Below are 23,624 nucleotides of genomic sequence, written 5' to 3'. Positions count from 1 at the left end.
TTGAAGTTTTAAGTAAAATTAAATAAAATGAAGCAGTTGTTTCGGAAAAGAGCAAAATATTTAGTCGTTGTCGTTGTAATGGTATTGTTTTCAATTTCATGCGACAAAGAGGATGATGGAATTATTCCGAACGTTTTGGTTCCATTCACGATTAATTTGAATATTTATAATGACTTAACAGTTCCCGGCAACTCGGTATTTTTTGCCAATGTCGGTTTTGGCGGAGTAATTGTGTACTGTGAGCTTCCGGGGACCTATTATGCTTTTGACGCAACGTGTTCCTATGAAGTGAGTAGTACCTGCAGGCTAAGGAATGAAGGTGTTTTAGGAACCTGTGAATGCTGCGACTCCCAGTTTATATTGATTGGGGGAGGATATCCGTCAGATGGGCCAGCTAGTCGTCCGTTGAGATCTTACCAGGTTTCTTATCTCGACAACACTACGCTCCGGGTTTACTAAAAATAAAAATGGGTTTCGGAAAAAATCCAAAACCCATCTATCTTTTTTTGATGAATTAAACTTAATATCTGTAATGTTCCGGCTTATAAGGGCCATCTTTTGAAACTCCCAAATATTTTGCCTGTTCTTCTGAAAGATTTGTCAGTTTTACTCCCAACTGTTCAAGGTGTAGCCGGGCTACTTCTTCGTCCAGTTTTTTAGACAAGCGATACACATCAATTTCGTAATCGTTCTGCCATAAATCAATCTGAGCAAGTGATTGATTGGTAAATGAATTACTCATCACAAATGAAGGATGGCCTGTTGCACAACCTAAGTTTACCAATCTTCCTTCGGCAAGCAGAAAAATACTATGTCCGTCTTCGTAGGTAAATTTATCTACTTGCGGTTTTATATTCAATTTCTGAACTCCGGGCCATTTTTCAAGTTTGGCTACCTGTATTTCGTTATCAAAGTGACCTATATTACAAACAATGGCCTGATCTTTCATTTTTGACATGTGGTCTGCTGTAATAACATCTTTGTTCCCGGTTGTGGTTACAAAAATGTTTCCTTCGTCAAGTGCATCTTCCATTGTTTTTACTTCAAAACCTTCCATCGCAGCCTGCAAGGCACAAATCGGGTCAATTTCTGTAACAACTACTCTTGCTCCGTATCCGCGCATAGATTTTGCACAACCCTTGCCAACATCGCCGTACCCTGCAACAACAACAACTTTACCGGCAATCATAACGTCGGTTGCTCTTTTAATACCGTCGGCCAGTGATTCACGGCAACCGTATAAATTGTCAAATTTTGATTTAGTAACCGAGTCGTTTACGTTAATTGCAGGGAAAAGCAATTTGCCTTCTTCTTTCATTTGATACAACCGATGAACACCGGTAGTTGTTTCCTCTGAAACTCCTTTTAAATCTTTAGCGGTATCCGTCCATCTCGATGGATTTTCATCAAGAATTTTTTTCAATGCTTTGTTTAATTCTGTTTCATCCTCACCGTCAACGGGAATATCTAAAATAGAAGCATTTTTTTCTGCTTCGTAACCCCGGTGAATCATTAAAGTAGCATCGCCACCGTCGTCTACAATCAGATTTGGTCCAAGACCGTTTCCAAAATCCAAAGCCTGATCTGTACACCACCAGTACTCTTCCAAAGTTTCCCCTTTCCATGCAAAAACCGGTATTCCGGCTTCAGCAATCGCAGCAGCAGCATGATCCTGTGTTGAAAAAATATTACAACTGGCCCATCTTACTTCAGCTCCCAGTTCTGCTAAAGTCTCAATTAATACAGCTGTTTGAATGGTCATGTGAAGACTTCCCATAATACGGGCTCCCTTAAGTGGTTTTGAAGGCCCAAATTTTTTACGAATCGACATTAGACCGGGCATCTCTTTTTCAGCAATCTCAATCTCTTTTCTACCAAATTCAGCCAACCCAATGTTGGCTACTTTATAGTTGAGTTTCTTTTTTACGGTTGTTACAGTCATTTTTAGAAATTCTTTTAGTTAAAAAAATTATTTGGAAATTAATTTCGTACAAAACTAAATATATTCAACATTCTACAAGAAGGAAAGTTTAAAAAAGGTTTTGCGAATGTTTTAGTTTCCCATGTCGGAAATGAATTTGACACGCATAAGTCGTATGTCTTCCTCAGAATATTCGTCTTCTCCCAACTCTTCAACAGCGGCTTCAATTGAGTCATTTTCTGCTTCTCTGAAATATTCGAACATTTCTTCCTGCCGGTCTTCATCAATAACATCGTCGATATAATAGTCGATATTTAAACGCGTTCCTGAATTAACGATGGCTTCAACTTCGGTTATAATATCATTTACTTCTACTCCTTTTGAATTGGCGATATCGTCAAACGAAATTTTTCTGTCAATACTTTGAATAATAAAAACTTTCATTTTTGATTTGTTCGCCACTGTTCTTACGATGAGGTCTTCCGGGCGCTCAATCTCGTTTTCGTCTACATATTGTTTTATTAATGCAACAAATTCTTTTCCGTACCTTTTTGCCTTGCCCTGGCCAACTCCCTGGATTTTTTGCAGTTCGTCGAGTGAAACCGGATACTGAATTGACATATCGGCCAGCGAGGGATCCTGAAATATTACAAACGGGGGCAGGCTATGCTTTTTTGCAATTTTTTTCCTAAGATCTTTCAACATTGAATATAACTGCGGATCTCCGCTAGTGGCCCCCGAAGGCGCACCTCCTGCATTTGCAGAATCATCCTCTTCCTCGTATTCATGGTTCTTAACCAGCATAAAACTGGTTGGATTTTTCAAAAATTCATGGCCTTTCTCCGTCACTTTTAGAAGCCCATAATTTTCAATGTCTTTATTAATTATTCCGGCAATCATCGATTGTCTGAAAACTGCATTCCAAAATCTTTCGTCGTGATCTTTCCCGGAACCAAAGGTTTCCAGAGTATAATGCTTAAATGATTTTATTGCTGCTGTTTTATTACCAATTAATATGTTGGCGATGTGTTCGCCTTTATATTTTTCGTTTACTTCAAGAATGACTTTTAAAGCTCTTGCGACTTCATCACCGGCTTCCACTTTTTCTTTTGGATTCAGACAGTTGTCACAGTTTCCGCAATTTTCGTTTTCATATTTTTCTCCAAAGTAATTCAGCAGAATAATTCTGCGGCAAATGGCAGATTCAGCATATGAAACTGTATCAAGCAAAAGCTGTTTCCCTATTTCCTGTTCAGCGACTGGTTTTCCATGCATAAATTTTTCAAGTTTCTGAATGTCCTTGTAACTGTAAAAAGTTATACATTTTCCTTCCCCTCCGTCGCGACCTGAACGACCAGTTTCCTGGTAATATCCTTCAAGACTTTTGGGAATATCGTAATGAATTACAAAACGAACATCGGGTTTGTCGATTCCCATTCCAAAAGCTATGGTTGCAACAATAACGTCAACTTCTTCCATCAAAAACTTGTCCTGGTTTCCTGAGCGTGTAGCAGCATCCATTCCTGCATGATAAGCCAAAGCTTTAATTCCGTTCACTTGCAGTGTTTCAGCAAGCTCTTCAACTCTTTTTCGGCTCAGACAATAAATAATCCCCGATTTTCCTTCGTTTTGTTTTATGAATTTTATGATTTGAGTTTCGGGTTTTATCTTTGGCCGGACTTCGTAATAAAGGTTTTCACGGTTAAATGATGCTTTAAACACCTCAGCATCCAAAATGCCAAGATTCTTTTGGATATCGTGTTGAACTTTCGCCGTAGCAGTTGCAGTTAATGCAACAATGGGTGATTTGCCAATTTCTTCGACAATTGGTTTTATTCTTCGATACTCTGGTCTGAAATCATGTCCCCACTCTGAAATACAGTGTGCCTCATCAATAGCGTAAAAAGAAATTTTTACTCTTTTTAAAAATTCTATATTTTCTTCTTTGGTTAAAGATTCCGGGGCGACATATAAAAGTTTTGTTTTACCATCCAGTACATCATTTTTAACTTCCTGGATTGCTGCTTTAGACAATGAAGAATTTAAAAAATGGGCTATGTTATCTTCCGACTGCATCCCCCGTATGGAATCCACCTGATTCTTCATTAGTGCTATTAATGGTGAAATTACAATTGCCGTTCCCTCCAATAAAAGGGCTGGTAATTGATATATCAGTGATTTTCCTCCCCCCGTTGGCATTAAAACAAATGTGTTATTGCCGGCAAGAACACTTTTAATTGCTTCTTCCTGTTGGCCTTTGAATCTGTCAAAGCCAAAATAGTGTCGTAATTTATCGGTTAATGAACTCTCCCTATTCATTTGTTTCTAATTTCCCTAAACCTGTAGTTCTCTTTCGTAAATTCTAAATTATTAAAAGTAAGAAAAATGGCAATAGGATTTAATAATTTTTATGAATTAATCACTATTCGTTAAAATAAAAATCAGGTTCGGAAATTACTAATATTAAGAAGTGTTTATATTTGTGGAGTTTTTGATAAAATGAACTGAAATGAGCGAAAGCGAAAACAGGGAAGAACAATCCACGAAAAAAAATAAAAAAAGTAAGAAAATCACGGAACAGGCGGAAATGTCGTTTCTTGATCATTTGGAAGAATTGCGCTGGCATATTATCCGTTCGGCTTTGGCGATAGTAGTCTTTGCAGTTGCAGCTTTTATATTAAAAGACTTTATTTTTAATACCGTAATTTTAAACCCGCGTACTCCAGACTTTTGGACAAACCGGATGCTCGCGAGGTTAGGCGATCTGGTTGGGTCAGAGGCTTTGAAGATTAATCAGAAGCCGCTTGAAATTATAAGTATCCAGATTGCCGGCCAGTTTATGACTCATATTTGGGTCTCGATAATTGCCGGAATGATATTATCCTCGCCGGTTATTTTTTATGAGTTTTGGCGTTTTATTAAGCCGGCTCTTTATGCCAACGAAAAAAAATACGCCAGCGGTGCTGTGTTTTTTACTACTGTATTGTTTCTGTTAGGGGTGTTGTTTGGTTATTTTTTAATTGTACCGCTCTCCATTCATTTTTTAGGATCTTACAATGTGAGTGGCGATGTGGCAAACCAGATTAATCTAAAATCATATATTGGATCTGTCACATCCATCTCTTTGGCAGCAGGTGTTGTTTTCCTGATTCCTATCTTCTCATTCTTTTTGAGCAAAGTGGGGATTTTAACACCTCAGTTTATGAAAACATATCGCAGGCATGCATACGTAATAATGCTTTTGTTATCAGCGATTATTACTCCCCCCGATATCTTTAGCCAGGTGATGGTGTGTTTTCCATTGGTCTTTCTTTATGAAATCGGGATTATTATTTCACGTCGTGTAGTTAAAAAACGTGAAAAAGAGTTGGATGAAATCTAATTCCGACTGAAAATTACGTTATTTGTTTGAATGATACTTCGAGCCGAAAATATTGTAAAAAAGTACAGAAAGCGTACCGTTGTAAAAGGAGTTAGCTTTGAGGTGAATCAAGGCGAAATTGTTGGTTTGCTTGGCCCGAATGGAGCAGGGAAAACCACTTCGTTTTATATGATTGTCGGATTAATACAACCTTTTTCAGGGAAAATTTTTATTGACAACGAAGATATTACGAAACTGCCTGTTTACAAAAGAGCTAAAAAAGGGATTGGTTATCTTGCACAGGAAGCCTCAGTATTCAGAAAATTGAGTATCGAGGATAATTTAAAGGCTGTTCTGGAAATGACCAATTACACCAAGGAATACCAGAAAGAAAAGTTGGAAACCCTGATTTCGGAGTTTGGTTTGCAGCACATCAGAAAAAGTAAAGGGGTGCAACTTTCAGGGGGTGAACGGCGCAGAACAGAGATTGCCCGGGCATTGGCAATCGATCCCAAGTTTATTCTCCTTGATGAACCTTTTGCTGGTGTTGACCCGATTGCCGTTGAAGATATTCAGGAAATTGTTACAAAACTAAAGGAACGAAATATTGGCGTTTTGATCACCGACCACAATGTGCACGAAACGCTGTCAATAACCGATCGCTCCTATCTGCTTTTTGAAGGCTCGATATTAAAGGCTGGAACTGCTGAAGACCTGGCTAATGATGAAGATGTACGTCGGGTTTATCTTGGTCAGAATTTTGAGCTTCGTTAATTTCTTAAGATTTCTGCATTTTTCTTTTGTTTTGATTTGCAGATTCAAAAAACATCATTTTCTTTGCATCGCTGTTTTGAAAAATACTTTTTAACGAAAAAAGCATTCAAAAAGCACAAAAAAATTCTTTGAAAATTTGGTGGATTACAAAAATGAAGTATTTTTGCAGTCCCAAAATTAAGGGAATATAAGGAAGGCCCGTTCGTCTAGGGGTTAGGACGCCAGGTTTTCATCCTGGTAGCAGGGGTTCGAATCCCCTACGGGCTACTAAAATTTAAAGGCATTAGAATAAAATGGCACATCACAAGTCAGCTTTAAAAAGAATAAGACAAGACGAAAAGAAGAGGGTACACAATAAGTACTATGCAAAAACAACGCGTAATGCTATAAAAGATCTTCGCAATGTTACTGATAAGGCAGAAGCAGAAAAAATGTATCCGAAAGTAGCTTCAATGATTGATAAACTGGCAAAAAAGAATATCATTCATAACAATAAAGCTGCAAATCTGAAATCAAAATTAGCTGTTCAGTTAAATCAGCTATAAAAGATATTGTTTAAAGAAAAAGCCTTCTATCGTTTGATAGAGGGCTTTTTTTTTGTCTGTTTTTTCCTTCTCCTTTTTTTCTTCTTTCAATTTGTTTATTTTTAGACAAACAACTCCAGACCTCATGAATACCTATAAGAAATTAAACATTAAGGAGTGGGCAGTGGAAGACCGCCCGCGTGAAAAGATGTTATCAAAAGGAGCACGTGCATTAAGCGATGCAGAATTAATTGCTATTTTGATTGGTTCGGGCAACCTCGATGAAACTGCAGTTGAACTTTCAAGACGAATATTAAGTTCGGTGGGAAATAATCTTTCAGATCTTGGACGAAAAGGCATCGATTATTTGAAAACTTTCAACGGAATTGGAGAAGCAAAAGCCGTAACAATAGTTGCTGCACTCGAACTGGGAAACCGGCGAAAAGATGCTGAAGTTTTCCTTAAAAACAAAATTACAGGAAGTAAAGATGCGGCAGAATACTTTCAACCTCTACTTGGTAGCCTAAATCATGAAGAGTTTTGGATTTTATTACTTGACAGGGGAAACAAAATCATCGATAGTTTTATGGTAAGCCAGGGAGGAATTTCGGGAACTGTAATTGATGTGCGGTTGATTTTAAAATCAGCTATCGAAAAACTGGCAAGTGCAATTATTCTTTGTCACAACCATCCATCGGGAACAATGCAAGCATCGGAGGCTGATTTGAAAATTACCCAAAAGATAAAAGATGCTGCAAAACTTATGGATATTTTGGTGTTAGATCATTTAATAATCGGGCAAAACAGTTATCTTAGTTTGGCCGACGAAGGTATTCTGTAAAACCAAAAATACTGCCATGATACTGTTTTATTCTGAAGAAATTAATCCGAGGATAGATTACATCGCCCGGTTAATATTTACACAAATTCTTGGGAATGAAGTTGTTTTCACTTCAAATTCGTCCAGTTTTCAAAAAAGTGATAAGCCTAAAATCAATTATTCTTACGAGAAATTTGACGATGAATTTTATATAAAACCCCATCGCTTATTGTATTGCAAAGCGATGATTAATCCTGATTTTAAGTCAGTGTGGTACGAAGGGGAGAAGTATTTTTTTGAAAGCTCAAAAGATTCAGACTTGCCTTTTGATCCTTTGGCTGCCTCATTTTATCTTGTGACGCGGCATGAAGAATACCTTGAAAAAGAGCGGGGAAAATATAATCGTTATCCGGCTGAAAGAAGTGTTCTTTCAAAATATGAACTGTTAAAAAAACCGGTGGTAAATATCTGGGCCCGGCTTCTGGCCAATAAGCTGAGCGAAAAATATCCCAAGCTTGTATTTAAGAAAACAAAATTTCAGTTTTATTCTACAATCGATATTGATAATGCATGGGCCTTTTTGCATAAAGGACTCTGGAGAAGTACCGGTGCCATTGCTAAATCTGTCTTCAAAGGAAAAGTTGGCGAGGCAAAAAGACGTTTTAGCGTTTGGTCGGGAGGCTCACCTGATCCCTACGATACTTATGAATATTTGGATTCTGTATTTAAAGGAAATGAAGACAAAATACGATTTTTCTTCCTTTTAGGAGATTATGCCCGCCATGACAAGAATTTGCCTTACAGAAACAAACATCTTCGTAACCTGGTTAAACAAACCAATAAAAAATACGCAGTGGGAATTCATCCTTCATTTTCATCGAGCAAGAAGAAAGGGAAAAAGAAACTCACTAAAGAAATTCAGCGGCTGGAACAGCTAACAGGCGAAAAAGTAGAAAAAAGCAGGCAACATTTTTTACGTCTGAAAATGCCCGCCACTTACAAGCGACTCTTAAAAAATGGTATTTTGGAAGACTACACCATGGGTTACTCTTCACATTCAGGGTTTCGGGCAGGAATTTGTACACCTTATTTTTTTTATGACTTAAAAAAAGAACGGGAAACAAAATTGCGTATCGTGCCGTTTCAGGTTATGGATGTTACTTTGCGCGATTATATGCAATTAAGTCCGGAAAAGGCAAAACAGGAAATTTTGGATTTGATGCAGGAAGTAAAAAATGTAGGAGGAACTTTTGTGAGCATCTGGCACAACGAAACGGTAAACGATTTGGAAGGCTGGAAAGGTTATCGCGAAGTTTTTGAAGAAATGAACAGAACAGGCTTTAAATGGGCGAATGAAGAATCAGCCACTTAGATACATAAAACACCAGAATATCGATTCCAAAAAATGGGACTCTTGTATTGCTAATTCTCAAAACCGGCAGGTGTATGCTACATCCTGGCATCTCGACCATGCTACTGAAATCTGGGACGCTCTCGTAATGGGCGATTATAAATTTGTAATGCCACTACCCATAAAATCAAAATGGGGAATTAAGTATGTATTTCAACCGTTGTTTTGTCAGCAACTTGGCATATACCCCTCGCCTCCGGAAGAGATTGCCAAACAATTTTATTTGGTGTTAACCCAAATTTTTAGATATGTTGATACACAAATAAATTCGCAAAATACTCCAATTCAGCACGAAAATAACATTGAGTTCACTCCGCGGCAAAATTATATTTTGCCAATGAATATGAGCTATGCAGGCCTGTTTTCTGCCTATTCAACCAATACCAAACGAAATTTAAAAAAAGCAGAAAAAAATAGTTTAAACTTTGTTTCTGGAATCAGCCTTGAGGATTATCTGGAATTTAAGTCAGAAAATCTGCAGGTAATACTTTCGAAGAAGGAGTTGGAGCGATTAAAAAGTATTATCGCTTTTGGCCAGTACAAAGGAACAGGTAAAATTTACGGAGTTTATACTTCGGGGAACGAATTGTGTGCGGCCGTTTATTTTTGCAGATATGAAAACCGGGTAACATACATGAATGCAGCTTCAGATAAAAGAGGCAAAGAATTGGGAGCGATGGCTTTTTTGATCGATAAATTTATTCAGCAAAATGCGGGGAAGAATCTGGTTCTGGATTTTGAAGGCTCCATGATTCCCGGAGTCGCTCGTTTTTATAAAGGGTTTGGTGCCTACCCTGAAACCTATTTTCAACTTAAATATAATCGTTTACCTTTGCCCTTGAGGTGGTTAAAACGAATATAAATGAATAAATTTCCACGGTTTGTCAGTCAGCAAGTGAGTCGTCTTTTTCCGGTAAATTCACTTTTTAAAATAACCACTCCTGTTTTTCTTCCTTTTTATCATGTGGTTAGCGACCATAAACTTCCTCACATTCAGAATTATCCGTATCGAGATACAGCGCAATTTGAAAGGGAACTCGATTTTTATTTGAAGTATTTTAGGCCCGTTTCGTTGGAGTATCTGGTTGAGAACAGAGCTTTAAGAGAAAATGTTTTCCATTTAAGCTTTGACGACGGACTAAAAGAATGTGCAGAAGTTGTTGCGCCAATTCTGCTGAAAAAAGGAATTCCGGCAACTTTTTTTGTAAATACGGCTTTTGTCGACAATAAAATGCTTTTTCACAAATACAAAGCCAGCCTGGTTTTGAATAAACTGAAAAAGAAACCAAATCAGGAAGCTGAGAAGTTGCTTAATGAGGCAGGTCTTTCGGTTGATAATATTTTGAGTATTTCAATTTTGCAGGCTCCGGTTTTGGATAAGGTTGCGGAAATCATTTCTGTCCATTTTGACAATTTTTTGAAAATAGAAACTCCGTATTTAACACACAGCCAGGTTTTAGGGTTACAGAAAGATGGTTTCTCAATTGGCGCGCACAGTTGTAACCACCCGGAGTTTTGGAAAATTACAGAAGATGAACAACTGGAACAGGTACAAACAAGTATGGCGTGGATAAACGAAAATTTACAACCTAAAGTTAAGGCTTTTGCATTTCCTTTTACCGACGATGGTGTGCCTGCAGCACTTCTGGACAAAATAGAGCAAGAAAATATTTGCGATATTACATTTGGCACTGCCGGTTTAAAATACGATACTTTTCATTTTCACTTTCAAAGATATCCGGTGGAAACAGAAGGAGATTTTATTCAAAATATTAAAGCCGAGTGGGTATATTTTCTTCTGCGAAAATGGATAGGCAAAGCAAGGGTAAAACATTGATGCTTGAAATAAAAAAAATACGACTGTTTGAGCTGGAAGATTTTGTAAAGAGCAAAATATTTCAGGAATTTAATGTTGTTCCGATCACTTCTTTCCGGGCGAAATCGTATTTGCGAAATCCAGTGGCAGAATCCGATGACGTGGTTTTATATCTTGGGTTGGTTAAAAATCAACTTGTGGCTTTTCGCAGTTTATTTGCCGGCGTTACTTTTGTCAATAATAATCCGATTCGTTTTGCCTGGTGCAGCGGAAGTTGGGTAAGCCCTGATTATAGGAGAAAAGGATTCTCGCAACGACTTTTAGCTGAAGCTTATGCCGACTGGAAAGGCATGTTGATGCTTACCAATTATTCGCCTGAAACAGAAAGACTATTTATAAAAACAGGCTGGTTTCGTCCCGTTCATCGATTTGAAGGAGTCCGGTGTTATTTATACCCAAAGACCGGAAAGCTGCTTGCCGCTTCAAATAAAAATAAATTTACCGGGTTATTTTTATTGGCAGTTGATTTTTTGATACGGCTTTTTTCCTCTTTTAAAGCACGTTTCTATAAGCCAAAAATCGATTCCCGTTTTCGGTTTGAAGAACTTCAGTTTCCCGATGTTGAGTGTTTTGAAAGGATTCGGGAGAGCAAAGGCACATATCTGTTTAACCGGGGAGAAGAACATTTGAAATGGATTTTTGAATATCCGTGGATTTCTGACTGCAACAAAGGATTCCGGGAGATATATCCTTTCTCATCGTTTTCAAGTGAATTTTATTACCGAACCGTAAAAATTTTTCATTTAAACAGATTTGTTGGATTTTTTATTTTTTCGGTTCGGGAAGGTCATTTGAAAACACTTTACTTTCAAATTAATAAGGAATTAGAGGGAGAAATCGCCAGCTATTTAAAAAAGTACTGCGTTGACAATAAGATTGAGATGGCAACCATTTATAATTCAGAGATTGCAGGGGCTTTATTTAAGCAAAAATTCCCATTTTTGCGCATGAAAAAAATGGGACAAAAAATTTACAGCACATTTCCAGTTTCCGGTGACCTTCAATTTCAGGATGGTGACGGAGATGTGTTCTTTACTTAATTTTTAAAAAATGGAAATAAAAGTTTTAGGCAACAATCATTCGGTTTTAGATCAATACCTGGCTGAAATCAGGGATGAATCAATTCAAAAAGATCCACTTCGTTTTCGTGAGAATTTGTATCGTATAGGAGAAATTTTTGCTTACGAAATAAGCAAAACATTTGATTTTGAGGTATCGCAGGTTACTACTCCTTTGGGAGTTGCAGATGTTCCTAAAATTCAAAAACAGCCGGTGCTGGCAACTATTCTTCGGGCCGGGCTGGCAATGCACAACGGGTTGCTTCGTATTCTCGACCGTGCAGAAAATTGTTTTATTTCTGCATTCCGAAAATATACTGCTGATGGTAAATTTGAAATTGAGTTTGAATACATGGCTTCACCTTCACTTGATGATAAGGTTGTTATTCTTTCCGATCCTATGCTTGCTTCGGGCAAATCGATGGAAATTGGTTATGAAGCACTTTTTAGTAAAGGCAAACCTTCGCATATTCACCTGGTTGCAATAATTGCAAGTAAGCAGGGGGTTGAGTATGTGAAAAAGAATATTAAAGCTGAAAATGTTACGCTTTGGCTGGGTGCCGTTGACAATGAAATGACCGCAAAATCGTATATCGTACCCGGGCTTGGCGACGCGGGTGATTTGGCTTACGGTGAAAAGATTGACTCAAAATAAAATAAAAAACCCGGAATTCTCCGGGTTTCTTGTGTTGTTAATTATTAAGGTATTTAGAAATAAACTTCTACATTTACGCTGTCTCTGTCGAAACCTTTGTCTTTCAGAATTTCCATTGCATCAAAAATCATGTCGCTGTTACCACACAGGTAAAAAGCGGTGTTTTTGTCAAACTCAGCTTGTTTAATGTAATCCGTAACACGTCCGTTAAAGTCACCATCTTTGTCGCGCGAAGTACACAAAAAATACCGGTCTTCGCCATAGTGATTTTTTTCGTAAGCTTCTTCCATGTGTCGAACCCCGTGAATTAACCGGTAATCGAGGTTAGGGTAGCTTTTTACCATACTGTGAAACGGTGCAATTCCGGTTCCGCTTGCAATAAATACATGTTTATGTGTAACTTGTTTTTTTGTATCCAATCCAAATTTCCCAAATGGCCCGTGTACTTCTACCATGTCACCTTTTTTCAGATGTTTTAACTTTGGCGAAAAATATCCGCCTTCCACCTCCTTAACCAAAATTTCCAGGTTTTGGCCTTCTTCAGCACTGTAAATAGAATATTCGCGACTTTGATAGTCGCCTTCTATCGAAAGTGAAATATGTTGGCCGGCAATAAATTTAAACCTGCTTTTAGGCAGTGTTACAACAAAAGTGTTTTCTGTTAAATTTCTAATTTCGAGTACCTTGTAATAGTTCGTGTTAATCTCTACTTCCGGTTTCATTTGTATTGTCATGGTATCTAATTTCTACTAATTTTTTGTGCAAATATAATTCTAAAAAATAATTAAAGACACTTTTGTGTCTTTTTTGACCGATGTTTATAGAGTGTTAACCGATTTTTAACAGAATTGTTCGATTTGTATTTATATTTTCACGTTTCGTTTGAAACAATTATTTCGAACACAAGTCATTATCAAAGCCAAGTAAAAACAAAGACATGAAAACATTGATTACTTATTCAACATCGCACGGCTGCACCGAAAATACAGCCATGGAATTAAAAGAGCATTTAGGAGGAGAAGTCCAACTTGCTAACTTAAAGGATAATCCCAATCCTGAATTGGAAAAATTCGATCGGATAATTATAGGAGGTTCGATCCACGCTGGGCAAATTCAAAAGAGGGTTAAGGATTTTTGCGCAAAAAATATGGACGAACTAAAAACCAAAGAGTTGGGGCTTTTTATCTGTTGTATGGAAGAGGGTGAAAGTGCACAAAAACAGTTGCGTACCGCGTTCCCGGAAGAACTTCATGAAGTGGCAAAATCAACTGCTATATTTGGCGGTGAGTTTGATTTTGAAAAAATGAACTTCTTTGAAAAAATGGTTGTTAAAAAGGTTGCCAAAGTAAAAGCAAGTACTTCGAAAATAGATCACCAGGCAATTCATAAATTTTCAAAACGAATGGATAAAATATTTAATCCCTTCTTATTTTTAGTTTAGAAATTGAGATAAAAATCTTTTGTCAGGTTTTTATATGTTGTTGAGAAATTTTTTCCGCCTTTTTCAAAAATGGTTAAACCATCTTTCTTTATTTCAGCATAACTTTTACTGAATTCCATTAGAAAACGGTTTGCCTCCTTATCCGGAGTTGGTTTAACTTCGGTAAGCCGGATTAAATGTAAGCCCTTTTGGTTTGCTTTCTCAATCAGTTTTTTTGCCTGGCTGACGGGGAGAATCACCGCCAGTTTCCCGGTGTCTTTTAATCGTTTATCCGAACCACTTAAAAGTTCATCAAAGGAAAGAAGGTCGTTGTGTTTGGCAATGGCGAGCTTGTTATCTTTTGATTTTTTATCGTTGGTGAAAAAAGGCGGATTGGATATGATGAGGTCAAAATTAAAGTCTGCTGTTTTTGCAAAATCCTGGAATGAAGTATGTTTTATCTGAATCCGCTGAGGCCACGGTGAATTTTTACAGTTTTGCCCGGCTTCTTCAGCGGCGTTTTTTTCAATTTCAATTCCGGTAATTTGCGCTAACGTTCGTTGTGCCAGCATGAGGGCAATTACCCCGGTTCCGGTTCCGATATCCAGAATTTTTTGTTCGTTTTGAACATCAATCCAGGCTCCGAGCAAAACTCCGTCGGTGCCTACCTTCATGGCTGCTTTTTCCTGGATTACTAAAAATTGTTTAAACCAAAAATAGTTATTTCTGCCCATAATTTTTTGTAAAGAAGCAAGGTCAATAAAATTTTCGAATTTTTCAAAAGCTCCCAACCCGAAAAGCGCAAAATCATATTTTATTGAGTCGGCAGGGTAAAATTTTCGAAGTGTTTGGGTAACTTCTTCCACTGCTTTCCAATCATTCGATTTGCGGTGTAAAATACCCAGTTTCCGGGCAACATTTCCGGTGTGAACATCCAGCGGGAGCATTAATTCTGAAGCAGGAATTCCATTCCAGATTCCGAAAACCACGGCGCGATTGTCGTTTCTTATCATCCACCGTAAAAACATGTAGGTACGGGTAATTAAGGTAGTTAAATTATTATTTTACAAATTTCTTATTTTTAGCACTTTAAATATAGATTTATGGAAATTGATTTAAAACAATATCTGGAAGAAAAAGTCAAACAATATAACACACCCGATTTTATTGAACTAGACCCAATCCAAATACCACATTCGTTCTCGCTAAAAGAAGACATCGAAATTTCAGGTTTCCTGGCTGCAACAATTGCTTGGGGAAATCGAAAAATGATTATTCGCAATGCAAAACGAATGATGGAATTAATGAGTAATTCACCGTTTGATTTTATAATCAATCATGAAGAACGACATTTAAAAAAAATTGATGGTTTCGTGCATCGTACTTTTAACAACATCGATTTTTTAACTTACATAGCAGCTTTACAATATTTATACAAAAATCTGGACGGTTTAGAAGGTATTTTCAACAAATACAAAACTGAAGATTCATTACAACCAGCTATCCATCAATTTAAAAATGCCTTTTTTGCAATACCTCACTTAAAACGTACGGAAAAACACTTACCAGATCCATACAAAGGTTCTGCTGCCAAAAGAATCAATATGTTTTTGAGGTGGATGATTCGAAAAGATGACGCAGGTGTTGACTTTGGTATATGGAAAGATATTTCACCTTCAATTCTCTCATGTCCTTTAGATGTTCATTCAGGCCGGGTAGCAAGAACGTTTGGATTACTAAACAGAAAACAGGATGACGCTAAAGCCGTAATTGAACTTGATAAAAACTTACGAGACTTAGATGAAGATGATCCGGTTAAATACGATTTCGCATTGTTTGGAATAGGAGTAAACGATGTAAGATAAAAACGATGAAACAAAGACGCAATGTGATGTCTTTCAGCGCAATCGTTATTTGGTGCTTTTTATTAGGTGATATTCAATTATAACTTATTAAATGATTATTACTTGATTGTTGACCAATATAATTACCTCACCATTAATTTTTCTTTAGACACGACTAACTCTGGATCAGAAGAGTATAGGTTCGAGCCCTATCAGGTTGACTGAAAATCTATGTGTTACAAAATATTTTGTTACTCAATTTTTTTACGCCAGCTTTTGCACCAGCTTATCGGTTGAGTTTACTCCTTTTTTAAACTCTCACCAACTGTGTATTTATACTCTTTTGTAAAGTTCTTTGTAAAACGAAACATTTCAAGCAACAAATCATATGTTGCTTTGTATACTGGTAAATCATTGTAATTAACCTATTAATTTTGATGCTAATCAATTTAAAAATAGACGCTTCACAAGTATATTATCAAATAAATCAAATAGTCAAATAAACCTAATCCCTGACACAACGAACTGAGAAGCCGTAGTCCTTGTAGTTGCAGTAACGGCGTACGTCGCTGAAAGTGTAGGTCAGAGTCCGGTACCACGCGTTATACGTATCGCCCTCAGTAGCACTCCACCAGGAACCGAGGTCGCCAATGTTGTAGATATTTCCATGGCTGGTACGGTAGCCGCCCGGAAGAGCCGAAAAACCATAATCATCGGTTCCATTGCCATTATTATTCCAACCACTTGTTGCTTTTAATTTAGTGCCTTCATCGGTTCCGCGATAGCCGGTATCATCGGCTTCGCTTTGGCTCATGCCTAAAAACATCTCCAGCTGTTTCCACTCGTCATCAGTAGGTACATGCCAACCTTCAGGGCAAGCTGCTAATGCAGCGTCCCAAGTATATAACCTACCATATGTTTCCACATTACTTTCATTATTATTGTAAGCCCAGCAACCATCTACTACATCGTATGCGAGGTTTTCGGCCATCCATTCTTTACCATTAATGATTACTGTTCTGTATGTTTTTGTCTCTCCGCCTCTGGTGTCGACAAGTTCTCCATATTCTATTTCACCACTAGTATTGCCCGTATTATCAATCTCAAACTCATAATAATCAGAAATACGAGCCCTGCTCCCCGAGTTTAAATACCCCATTGAAATCGTGATACTTCCACTTCGTTCTGGTAGATCAGCTTCTGAATCCCATACAAAAGTGTGAGTTCCCGGCTCCACTCCATTAATATATCCACCATCAAATTCTCCGGCAGAGAAATCTTTCAAGCTTGGATTGTCAACTCCTGATAAGGTTACAAAAAGGTCATTTGCATTTCCATCCGCATCAGAAATAGTGTATTCAATTTGAATATCTCCGCCTGAGATACCAGCAGGAACAGTTATTGTTGCTGTTGGTGGATTATTGTCAGGTGTTACTGTTATGTTAATATTAGTTTCTGTTGTGTTTCCATCACTATCGGTTGCTGTTACTGTAAATTCATACGAACCAGCATCCAATATTAGCGTTGTTCCATTGTCGAAGTAATTGGTCTCATTTCCATCCTGAAAACTCCACTGAATTTGAGTATCAGCTAATGTGCCATCTTCTTCATCAATCGCATTACATTGAAATTCTATTTCATCGTAAACCGAGTATGTAGAATTATTTTCAGGGGATGTAATTTCAATTTCTGGTTTATTGATGCTCTCAAAATCATCAGGAATACCATTTTGATTATCATCTCCAATAAAAACGGTTGTAATTTCATCTAACTCGTAGGTCTCAGAGATTCCCCATAATGTTTCTGTGTGCTTGAGAAACTTTCCAGTAGAGCTAAGTTCCCAATCTCCAACACTAAAACCAATACTGGCTACAAGATTCTTTCCATCCAAACTTTCTCCAGTGTTCACGAATGTTGTTTCATCAAAGATTCCCCTAAAAATTGTACCATTCGCTAAAAGGTAATAAAAATCATCCATTGAAGGAATACATAGATGCCCCAACAGCTCAACGTCATCTTCGCTATAAATTAAATCATCAATAATTCCATTTGTTTTATAAACAAACATTGAGTTTGAACATTGTGTAGAATACAATTCAGTTAGACGAATCAATATCTCAGTTTCTGCCAGTCTGTAATATATACCAGGCCATTTTTTTTGACCAAGTTCATATGTAATTCTTACCGTTAATCCACCACCAAAAGGATTATTTTGAATTAGTTGTTCTGCATTAACGATATTCGGCCAACTTCTTTCAGGACTCATTAAAATCAATGGAATTTTTGAGAAAAATGTCAAATGACCACCAGCAGCTAAAATACCGTTTGATGTACCCAAATCAGCATATATACATTTCTCATCAGCACTATAATTTGAGAAATGGGCTGTAGATGCTGTTACAAAATTGTTTGTGACTGCTTCATTTCCAATTTCAATCGTTTGATTGTTGTCTTCATCCCAATAATAGACAGTAATACTATCCTTATTCAAATGATCATCATAAGGTAAAGTTATTTGTACCGGTTTTTCAAATTCTAAGCCATCAGGTTTAAAATTAACAAAGGTTCTATCATCTTGATATGGATTTGTACTTGCTTCAACTTCAATGTTTACATTCTTATCGAGTGCTCCTTCAGGAATTGTTACAGTTACACCATTTAAAGGAGATGAACTTTCTGTAATTGTCACTTCGCCCCCAGCTTTCCCAATCTCACCACTCCCGTTATCATAAACCATATAATCTGTATTGGGTGTTTTTTCTGGTTCTGATGGTGCAGGTTCATCTTTTTCACAAGTAATAAAGAGTAATGATATTAAAATCAGAATTGACAGGGGGTACAGCAACGGTTTTTTCATAGTAGAAGCACAGTTTATGTTTGGGCTTCAAACTTGCACCAACGATTCGTTTGTGTATCGAGATAAAGTTCTACAACCAACTTATTTGAGTATCTTTTAGTTACATAAAACTAAAAAAATATCAGCTTAGAATCAGTCTAAATTAACGACATAACCCACCCGACATCACCTTTTAATACTAGCAAATGTTCGCAATATTTGCTTTAAAACTAATATAGGGATGTTCATAAGTATCAAAACCTATTGACAATAAATACGATAGGTTTTGTTATTTTTAAGAAAAACCCCGAAAAAGGCCTGAATCGCCAAAAATCGGGGTAATTTTCAAAATCCTTAATTGTGAAAGTACAAAGAATTTATGAAACGCCCCTTGAAATTAATTTTAATTCACCACGTCAGGAATTTTCTCTTTACTGGAAATCATTTTTAACATCTGAAATTGGTAAACTCTATGTCTCCTTACCCTGGGATGATTTAGTCCGGCATTTTAAAATCAAAGAAAATAAGAAAGGACCTTCCCGTTTTTTTAGTCCCGGGGGAATGATTGCATTGATGTTCCTTAAGTCTTATGTGGGGTGTTCAGACCGAAAACTAATTGAGCACTTAAACGGCAATATCCACTTTCAGCTTTTTTGTGACATCTGGCTACAAGGTGAAAGGCTTACCAATTATAAAATTGTCAGCCAGATACGTACTTTTTTGTCATCAAGGTTAGCTATTAGTGAAGCTCAAAAAATATTGGCAAAACATTGGAAACCCTTTATTGAACATCCCAACATTATGCTTACCGATGCAACATGTTACGAAACTTCGATGCGTTACCCAACCAATATAAAACTACTGTGGGAAAGTGTAGACTGGTGTTACGGTCAATTGAAATTAAGCTGTAAGTATTTAAAGATACGAACACCCCGAACCAAATATCTCAAGCAAAAAGAAAGGTATAGTCACTACAGCCGAAAGCGCAGGAAATCGAAAAAGCAGCGTAGAATACTTACCCGGAGCCTGCTGCACTTACTGGGGAAATTATTGTTTTTACTGGAAGAAACCCAGCAGAACTATCTTTATGAATTTACCATGCCAGCCAGATATTATCGCCAAATCAAAATAATTACCACGGTATTATCTCAACAACAAGAAATTTTTGATACAGGTAAAAGTGTACCCGACCGTATAGTCAGCCTTTCAAAAGCTTATATCCGGCCAATTGTACGAGGAAAAGAAGTTAAACCTGTTGAATTTGGAGCCAAGGTAAATATGATACAATTTGGAGGGATTAATTTTATCGAGCACATAAGCTTCAGCGCTTTTCATGAGGGGATAAGGCTTAAGCAATCTGTGCGTTACGGTCGCCAGCTGGTAGGTAAACCAACACACCTTTCGGGCGATGATATTTATGCCACCAATGCCAACCGCACCTGGTGCAGGAAAGAGAATATCATCCATGGGTTTAAACGAAAAGGAAGGGCAGGAAAACATGAACAGCACCGGAAAATACTTCATTCTGTACTTCGTAAAGAAAGAGCCACGCGAATGGAAGGAAGCTTTGGAACAGAAAAAGAACACTACGGCTTAAAGAAAATAAGGGCCATGACCCGGAAAAATGAAGAACTCTGGATTTTCTTTGGTGTACATACAGCAAATGCAGTTAGGATAGCCCGAAAAATGGCGCTCCAAAAACAAGCTGCCTAAAATCAAATCAATTTATTCAAAATCTTTAGGCAAATGGGAAAACTATGCCCAATTCCGGCCTTTTTTCGTCATAAAATCAATCGACACAAAAAAAAGAGATTCTTTTATCAAAATCGGGAAAAAATATCAAGGAGATTTTACCCGATTTTGTCCGAAGACCTTTACTGCTGAAGGTGCCTAATCTAAACTAATTCTACTCACATACACTGCACTTAGTGTTTTCATTTATTTTCAACAAGTTGAATATGGCTTTTACACATTCGGTTCAATAATTCTGTAATACCTGTTTATATCTTTCTGTCTTTGTAAATGCCTGATAAATATTCGGTCTATCATCTGTTGATCGGTCCAGGTTTGTGACAACTTGAAGCCTATCCATTCTTTTATGTCATATGCCGACAACAAAGGCAAATCACCAAAGCAGAGCAATTTCTCCTTTAGAAAGAAACATGCCACCATGATGTTTAAAGCAACCTGGTGCTGCTACCGCTCATTTCCGGGTTTGGAACTGGTCCATCCCGATTATACTTTTGCTTTCTTTGATTGAATGCTCCACAAAAAACCTTTGTGCCTATATATAAGCAATTGCCTTTTCGGTATACTGCTACAGGTTAGCATTTGTCAGGGAATATTTTACTGCCAGTTTAACTTTGATTAATTTAATTACTACCTAAATTACTTGACTGAACATATTCAGCCGTTTTCCCGACGCTCCTTTCTTAACATTCGAAACATGTTTCCGGGTGCGTTCTCCTTCCAATTCAAAAAAAGCAGAGTAAAAATATTCAAGAGCCGACTTTCCCGAATTCTCATTTTGAAACCCTTTTTCAAAAACGGACTGAAGTCCATCATGATTTATATAAATATTTTGTAATGAGCGGATAAAGTAAATACAATCCAAGCCATTAAACGTGCGATGTACAAACTTCTCCAGCTTTTTGCGGTCCTCAGCCGATGAGTTTAAAATAAATTCATGTGGTTGAAATTCCATCAGTGACATTAATTTCGTTGCGTTTTTTATGATTGCAGGACGACTGCCCCATGCAATGGTTGCAGTTAAAAAGCCGGCGATTTCAATGTCTTCTTTTTCTGAAAAACTTTTGGGAACCTGAATGGGATCGGTTTCAATAAAAAAAGGCTGATTGTATTTGTTTGCTTTTTCGTCCAGAAAATCTTTCAAATCATCCAAATGCATCACAAAACTCATTCTGTCACACCATCTTTAATATGAATTATTTTGTCTGAACGTTCAGCAAAATTATCATCGTGGGTAACAATAATAAAAGTTTGTCCAAAATCATCGCGGAGTTTAAAAAGCAGGTCATGCAATTCATCGCGGTTTGTTGAGTCGAGATTGCCGGAGGGCTCATCAGCCAATACCGCTGAAGGATTATTTACAAGAGCGCGGGCTACTGCAACACGTTGTTTCTCACCACCTGACAGCTCAGATGGTTTGTGTTCCATTCTTTCCGAAAGGCCCAGATAATTGAGTAACTCTTTTGCCCGCTTTTCTGCCTTCGATTTTGAAGTTTTTGCTATAAAAGCCGGTATGCAAACATTTTCCAATGCTGTAAACTCAGGCAGCAAATGATGAAATTGAAATACAAAACCTATTTCTTTATTTCGGAAACCGGCAAGTTCCTTTTCTGAAAAAGCGGATACTTTTTTATCATTGTAATAAATCTCTCCGCTATCAGGATTGCTTAGAGTTCCTAAAATTTGAAGTAAAGTAGTTTTTCCTGCACCACTTGCACCAACAACAGAATATATTTTGCTTTCGGGAATTTCAAGATTAATTCCTTTTAAAACATTGAGGTTTCCAAACGATTTTTTTATGTCGACAGCTTTTATCAACTTCCGGAGTTTATTTTAAAACATTAAATATAGAGGATTATTATTTCCCGTACCACATAAATAGCATATAAGAGGACTAAAAATATTCCTGAGATTTTTCCGACTCTCCATTTGCTAAAAAGTAAAAGAAAGAGCAACAATATTACCGAAGAAAAGAGTATAATTGTGGAATACAGCAGATTTCCATCGCCGGCACCAACTTTGCCGCCATGAATAAACATGTAAATGGCAAACGGTAACCCCAGACCAACCAAAATATCAAAAATATTTGATCCAATGGCATTACTTACTGCCATGTCGCCACGTCCCTGTTTGGCAACAATCATTGATGAAAACAGGTCGGGAATGGATGTTCCGATGGCCAAAACTGTTAGGGCGATAATTCCCTCGGGGATATTGAAATGATGGGAAATAAGAACAGCCAATTCAACCAAAACCCAACTTAATCCGGCAATAATTATTATTGATTGCAGAAATACCAGATAATAATATTTTTTTTCGGGGAAAAGTTTGCCTAAAAACTGATCAAAAACATCAATAATCCCCCTCTTTTTCTTTTCTTCTGTTTTTGTTTCATCAAAAGGAAGGTCGGTGTATGGGAGGAATCTTTTCCAGTAGATAGCTGCAATTACATATATTATGTAAACAGCGAGTAGAATTCCGGCCTCAGCTAAAGAAAATGAACCATCCCAAATAAACAGCAGGAGTAATGAAACTGAAATCGTATAAAAAATCAGGTCGCGGATTACCGGCTGCCAGGTTAGTTTTGCTTTTCGAACTATTGCCGATGCACCAACAATAACAAGTAAATTAAAAATGGCACTACCTACAATACTTCCAACGCCAATTGCCTCATGCTCACCGGGTTTGAATATCGCAAACAACGCTACGAATAGTTCGGGTGCACTTGAGCCTACAGCCATAAGTGTAGCTCCTGCAGCATCGCTTGATAGTTTGAGATCTTTTGAAATCCGATCTAATGAATGAATAAAAAACTGATCAACTATCCGGGCAAGTAGAATAAAACAAACCAATAAACCCAGGATATAAGCAAGGACCATAATTTTCTATTTTGAAAAAGAGGCTGAAAAGAGGCTAATCTTCAAACCGTTCTTTGACGTTATCTTTAATTTCTTTTGTGTCTTTTTCAACATCCGAAACGGCAGAGTCGATATCTTTTTTCAGATCTGATGTTTGTTCATCAAAATCTTTTTTTAGTTCCTGTGTTTTTTTATCAACCGTTCTTTTTACATCATTAATATCTTTTTTTATATCTGATGTATGTTCGTCAAATTCGCGTTTTATTTCGTTGGTGGCCTTTTTAAATTCCCGCATACCCTTGCCAAGGGTTTTTGCTATATCCGGGATCGCTTTTGAGCCAAAAAAAAGTAAGGCCAGCAACATCACCAGAACAATTTCCCCACCACTTATGAATAATATATAATTAGCCATCATTATTATTTTAACGCACAAATATACAAATTGGAGTTATCAATATTACCAGTTTCTAAAAAAAAGTAATAGCCCTGCAAGTTGCAAGGCTATCACTTTAAATTG

Annotated in this window: 22 protein-coding genes and 1 tRNA gene; 14 read left to right on the top strand and 9 right to left on the bottom strand. The window is 37.2% G+C overall.

The window, feature by feature from the left end:
- Positions 1-27 precede the first annotated feature (27 nt).
- Positions 28-459: a Rieske (2Fe-2S) protein gene (locus GM418_RS09435; protein ID WP_158865428.1), complete on the top strand. Its 432-nt coding sequence runs from the start codon at positions 28-30 to the stop codon at positions 457-459.
- Positions 460-520: 61 nt separating this feature from the next.
- Here the strand turns inward: GM418_RS09435 and ahcY are convergent, their stop codons facing one another.
- Together ahcY and recQ are read right to left on the bottom strand one after the other, a co-directional pair.
- On the bottom strand, positions 521-1,942 hold the full coding sequence (gene ahcY, locus GM418_RS09430) for an adenosylhomocysteinase (protein WP_158865426.1): 1,422 nt from the start codon (positions 1,940-1,942) through the stop codon (positions 521-523).
- Positions 1,943-2,053: 111 nt separating this feature from the next.
- Entirely contained in the window at positions 2,054-4,240 is a 2,187-nt protein-coding gene (gene recQ, locus GM418_RS09425; protein WP_158865424.1) for a DNA helicase RecQ, read from the bottom strand.
- Between the two features lie 190 nt (positions 4,241-4,430).
- Here recQ and tatC point away from each other — a divergent pair, with 190 nt between their 5' ends.
- From tatC to upp, 10 genes are all read left to right on the top strand, one after another.
- Positions 4,431-5,303 (top strand): twin-arginine translocase subunit TatC, encoded by an 873-nt coding sequence (tatC, locus tag GM418_RS09420; protein ID WP_158865422.1) that lies wholly within the window; start codon positions 4,431-4,433, stop codon positions 5,301-5,303.
- Positions 5,304-5,333: 30 nt separating this feature from the next.
- Positions 5,334-6,056, top strand: a complete 723-nt coding sequence (lptB, locus tag GM418_RS09415) for an LPS export ABC transporter ATP-binding protein (protein ID WP_158865420.1) — start codon at positions 5,334-5,336, stop codon at positions 6,054-6,056.
- Positions 6,057-6,251: 195 nt separating this feature from the next.
- Positions 6,252-6,323, top strand: a tRNA-Glu gene (locus tag GM418_RS09410).
- A gap of 26 nt (positions 6,324-6,349) precedes the next feature.
- On the top strand, positions 6,350-6,601 hold the full coding sequence (rpsT, locus tag GM418_RS09405) for a 30S ribosomal protein S20 (protein WP_158865418.1): 252 nt from the start codon (positions 6,350-6,352) through the stop codon (positions 6,599-6,601).
- 124 nt (positions 6,602-6,725) lie between these two features.
- The gene (gene radC, locus GM418_RS09400) at positions 6,726-7,421 is read left to right on the top strand and encodes a RadC family protein (protein WP_158865416.1); all 696 of its coding nucleotides are present in this window, start codon (positions 6,726-6,728) and stop codon (positions 7,419-7,421) included.
- 16 nt (positions 7,422-7,437) lie between these two features.
- Complete coding sequence (locus tag GM418_RS09395; protein ID WP_158865414.1) at positions 7,438-8,772, top strand: polysaccharide deacetylase family protein; 1,335 nt, start codon at positions 7,438-7,440, stop codon at positions 8,770-8,772.
- Entirely contained in the window at positions 8,753-9,673 is a 921-nt protein-coding gene (locus GM418_RS09390) for a hypothetical protein (RefSeq protein WP_158865412.1), read from the top strand. Before GM418_RS09395 ends, GM418_RS09390 begins: the two co-directional genes overlap by 20 nt.
- A complete protein-coding gene (locus tag GM418_RS09385; RefSeq protein ID WP_158865410.1) occupies positions 9,674-10,648 on the top strand; it encodes a polysaccharide deacetylase family protein in 975 nt (324 codons plus the stop codon).
- Positions 10,618-11,727 carry a GNAT family N-acetyltransferase gene (locus tag GM418_RS09380; protein ID WP_158865408.1) on the top strand — a complete coding sequence of 370 codons (1,110 nt, stop codon included), beginning with the start codon at positions 10,618-10,620 and terminating at the stop codon, positions 11,725-11,727. Before GM418_RS09385 ends, GM418_RS09380 begins: the two co-directional genes overlap by 31 nt.
- A gap of 10 nt (positions 11,728-11,737) precedes the next feature.
- Positions 11,738-12,400 (top strand): uracil phosphoribosyltransferase, encoded by a 663-nt coding sequence (gene upp, locus GM418_RS09375; RefSeq protein WP_158865406.1) that lies wholly within the window; start codon positions 11,738-11,740, stop codon positions 12,398-12,400.
- A 53-nt stretch (positions 12,401-12,453) separates the two neighbouring features.
- Here the strand turns inward: upp and GM418_RS09370 are convergent, their stop codons facing one another.
- Positions 12,454-13,134, bottom strand: coding sequence for a ferredoxin--NADP reductase (locus GM418_RS09370; RefSeq protein WP_158865404.1), 681 nt, complete (start codon positions 13,132-13,134; stop codon positions 12,454-12,456).
- 203 nt (positions 13,135-13,337) lie between these two features.
- Between GM418_RS09370 and GM418_RS09365 the strand changes: the two genes are divergently transcribed.
- The gene (locus tag GM418_RS09365; RefSeq protein WP_158865402.1) at positions 13,338-13,841 is read left to right on the top strand and encodes a flavodoxin domain-containing protein; all 504 of its coding nucleotides are present in this window, start codon (positions 13,338-13,340) and stop codon (positions 13,839-13,841) included.
- On the opposite strand, the gene GM418_RS09360 is transcribed toward GM418_RS09365, so the two are convergent.
- Complete coding sequence (locus GM418_RS09360; RefSeq protein WP_281350290.1) at positions 13,838-14,848, bottom strand: DUF2400 family protein; 1,011 nt, start codon at positions 14,846-14,848, stop codon at positions 13,838-13,840. The two genes, GM418_RS09365 and GM418_RS09360, sit on opposite strands and share 4 nt — an antisense overlap.
- A gap of 75 nt (positions 14,849-14,923) precedes the next feature.
- Between GM418_RS09360 and GM418_RS09355 the strand changes: the two genes are divergently transcribed.
- Complete coding sequence (locus GM418_RS09355) at positions 14,924-15,685, top strand: TIGR02757 family protein (RefSeq protein WP_158865398.1); 762 nt, start codon at positions 14,924-14,926, stop codon at positions 15,683-15,685.
- Positions 15,686-16,169: 484 nt separating this feature from the next.
- Here GM418_RS09355 and GM418_RS09350 read toward each other — a convergent pair whose 3' ends face one another.
- Positions 16,170-18,521 (bottom strand): FISUMP domain-containing protein, encoded by a 2,352-nt coding sequence (locus GM418_RS09350; protein WP_158865396.1) that lies wholly within the window; start codon positions 18,519-18,521, stop codon positions 16,170-16,172.
- Positions 18,522-18,860: 339 nt separating this feature from the next.
- Here GM418_RS09350 and GM418_RS09345 point away from each other — a divergent pair, with 339 nt between their 5' ends.
- On the top strand, positions 18,861-20,213 hold the full coding sequence (locus GM418_RS09345) for a transposase (RefSeq protein ID WP_217447505.1): 1,353 nt from the start codon (positions 18,861-18,863) through the stop codon (positions 20,211-20,213).
- 670 nt (positions 20,214-20,883) lie between these two features.
- Here GM418_RS09345 and GM418_RS09340 read toward each other — a convergent pair.
- The 4 genes from GM418_RS09340 to GM418_RS09325 are packed head-to-tail and all read right to left on the bottom strand — an operon-like array spanning position 20,884 to position 23,522.
- Complete coding sequence (locus GM418_RS09340) at positions 20,884-21,420, bottom strand: DUF2400 family protein (RefSeq protein WP_158865393.1); 537 nt, start codon at positions 21,418-21,420, stop codon at positions 20,884-20,886.
- A complete protein-coding gene (locus tag GM418_RS09335; protein ID WP_158865391.1) occupies positions 21,417-22,067 on the bottom strand; it encodes an ABC transporter ATP-binding protein in 651 nt (216 codons plus the stop codon). Before GM418_RS09335 ends, GM418_RS09340 begins: the two co-directional genes overlap by 4 nt.
- A 23-nt stretch (positions 22,068-22,090) precedes the next feature.
- A complete protein-coding gene (locus tag GM418_RS09330) occupies positions 22,091-23,128 on the bottom strand; it encodes a calcium/sodium antiporter (RefSeq protein WP_158865389.1) in 1,038 nt (345 codons plus the stop codon).
- Between the two features lie 34 nt (positions 23,129-23,162).
- A complete protein-coding gene (locus GM418_RS09325; protein WP_217447748.1) occupies positions 23,163-23,522 on the bottom strand; it encodes a twin-arginine translocase TatA/TatE family subunit in 360 nt (119 codons plus the stop codon).
- Positions 23,523-23,624: the final 102 nt, after the last annotated feature.

It is taken from the genome of Maribellus comscasis (assembly GCF_009762775.1).
GTDB classification, from domain to species: domain Bacteria; phylum Bacteroidota; class Bacteroidia; order Bacteroidales; family Prolixibacteraceae; genus Draconibacterium; species Draconibacterium comscasis.
The sequence above is the reverse complement of the archived record's forward strand: the minus strand, read 5'-3'. Positions and strand labels throughout refer to the sequence as shown.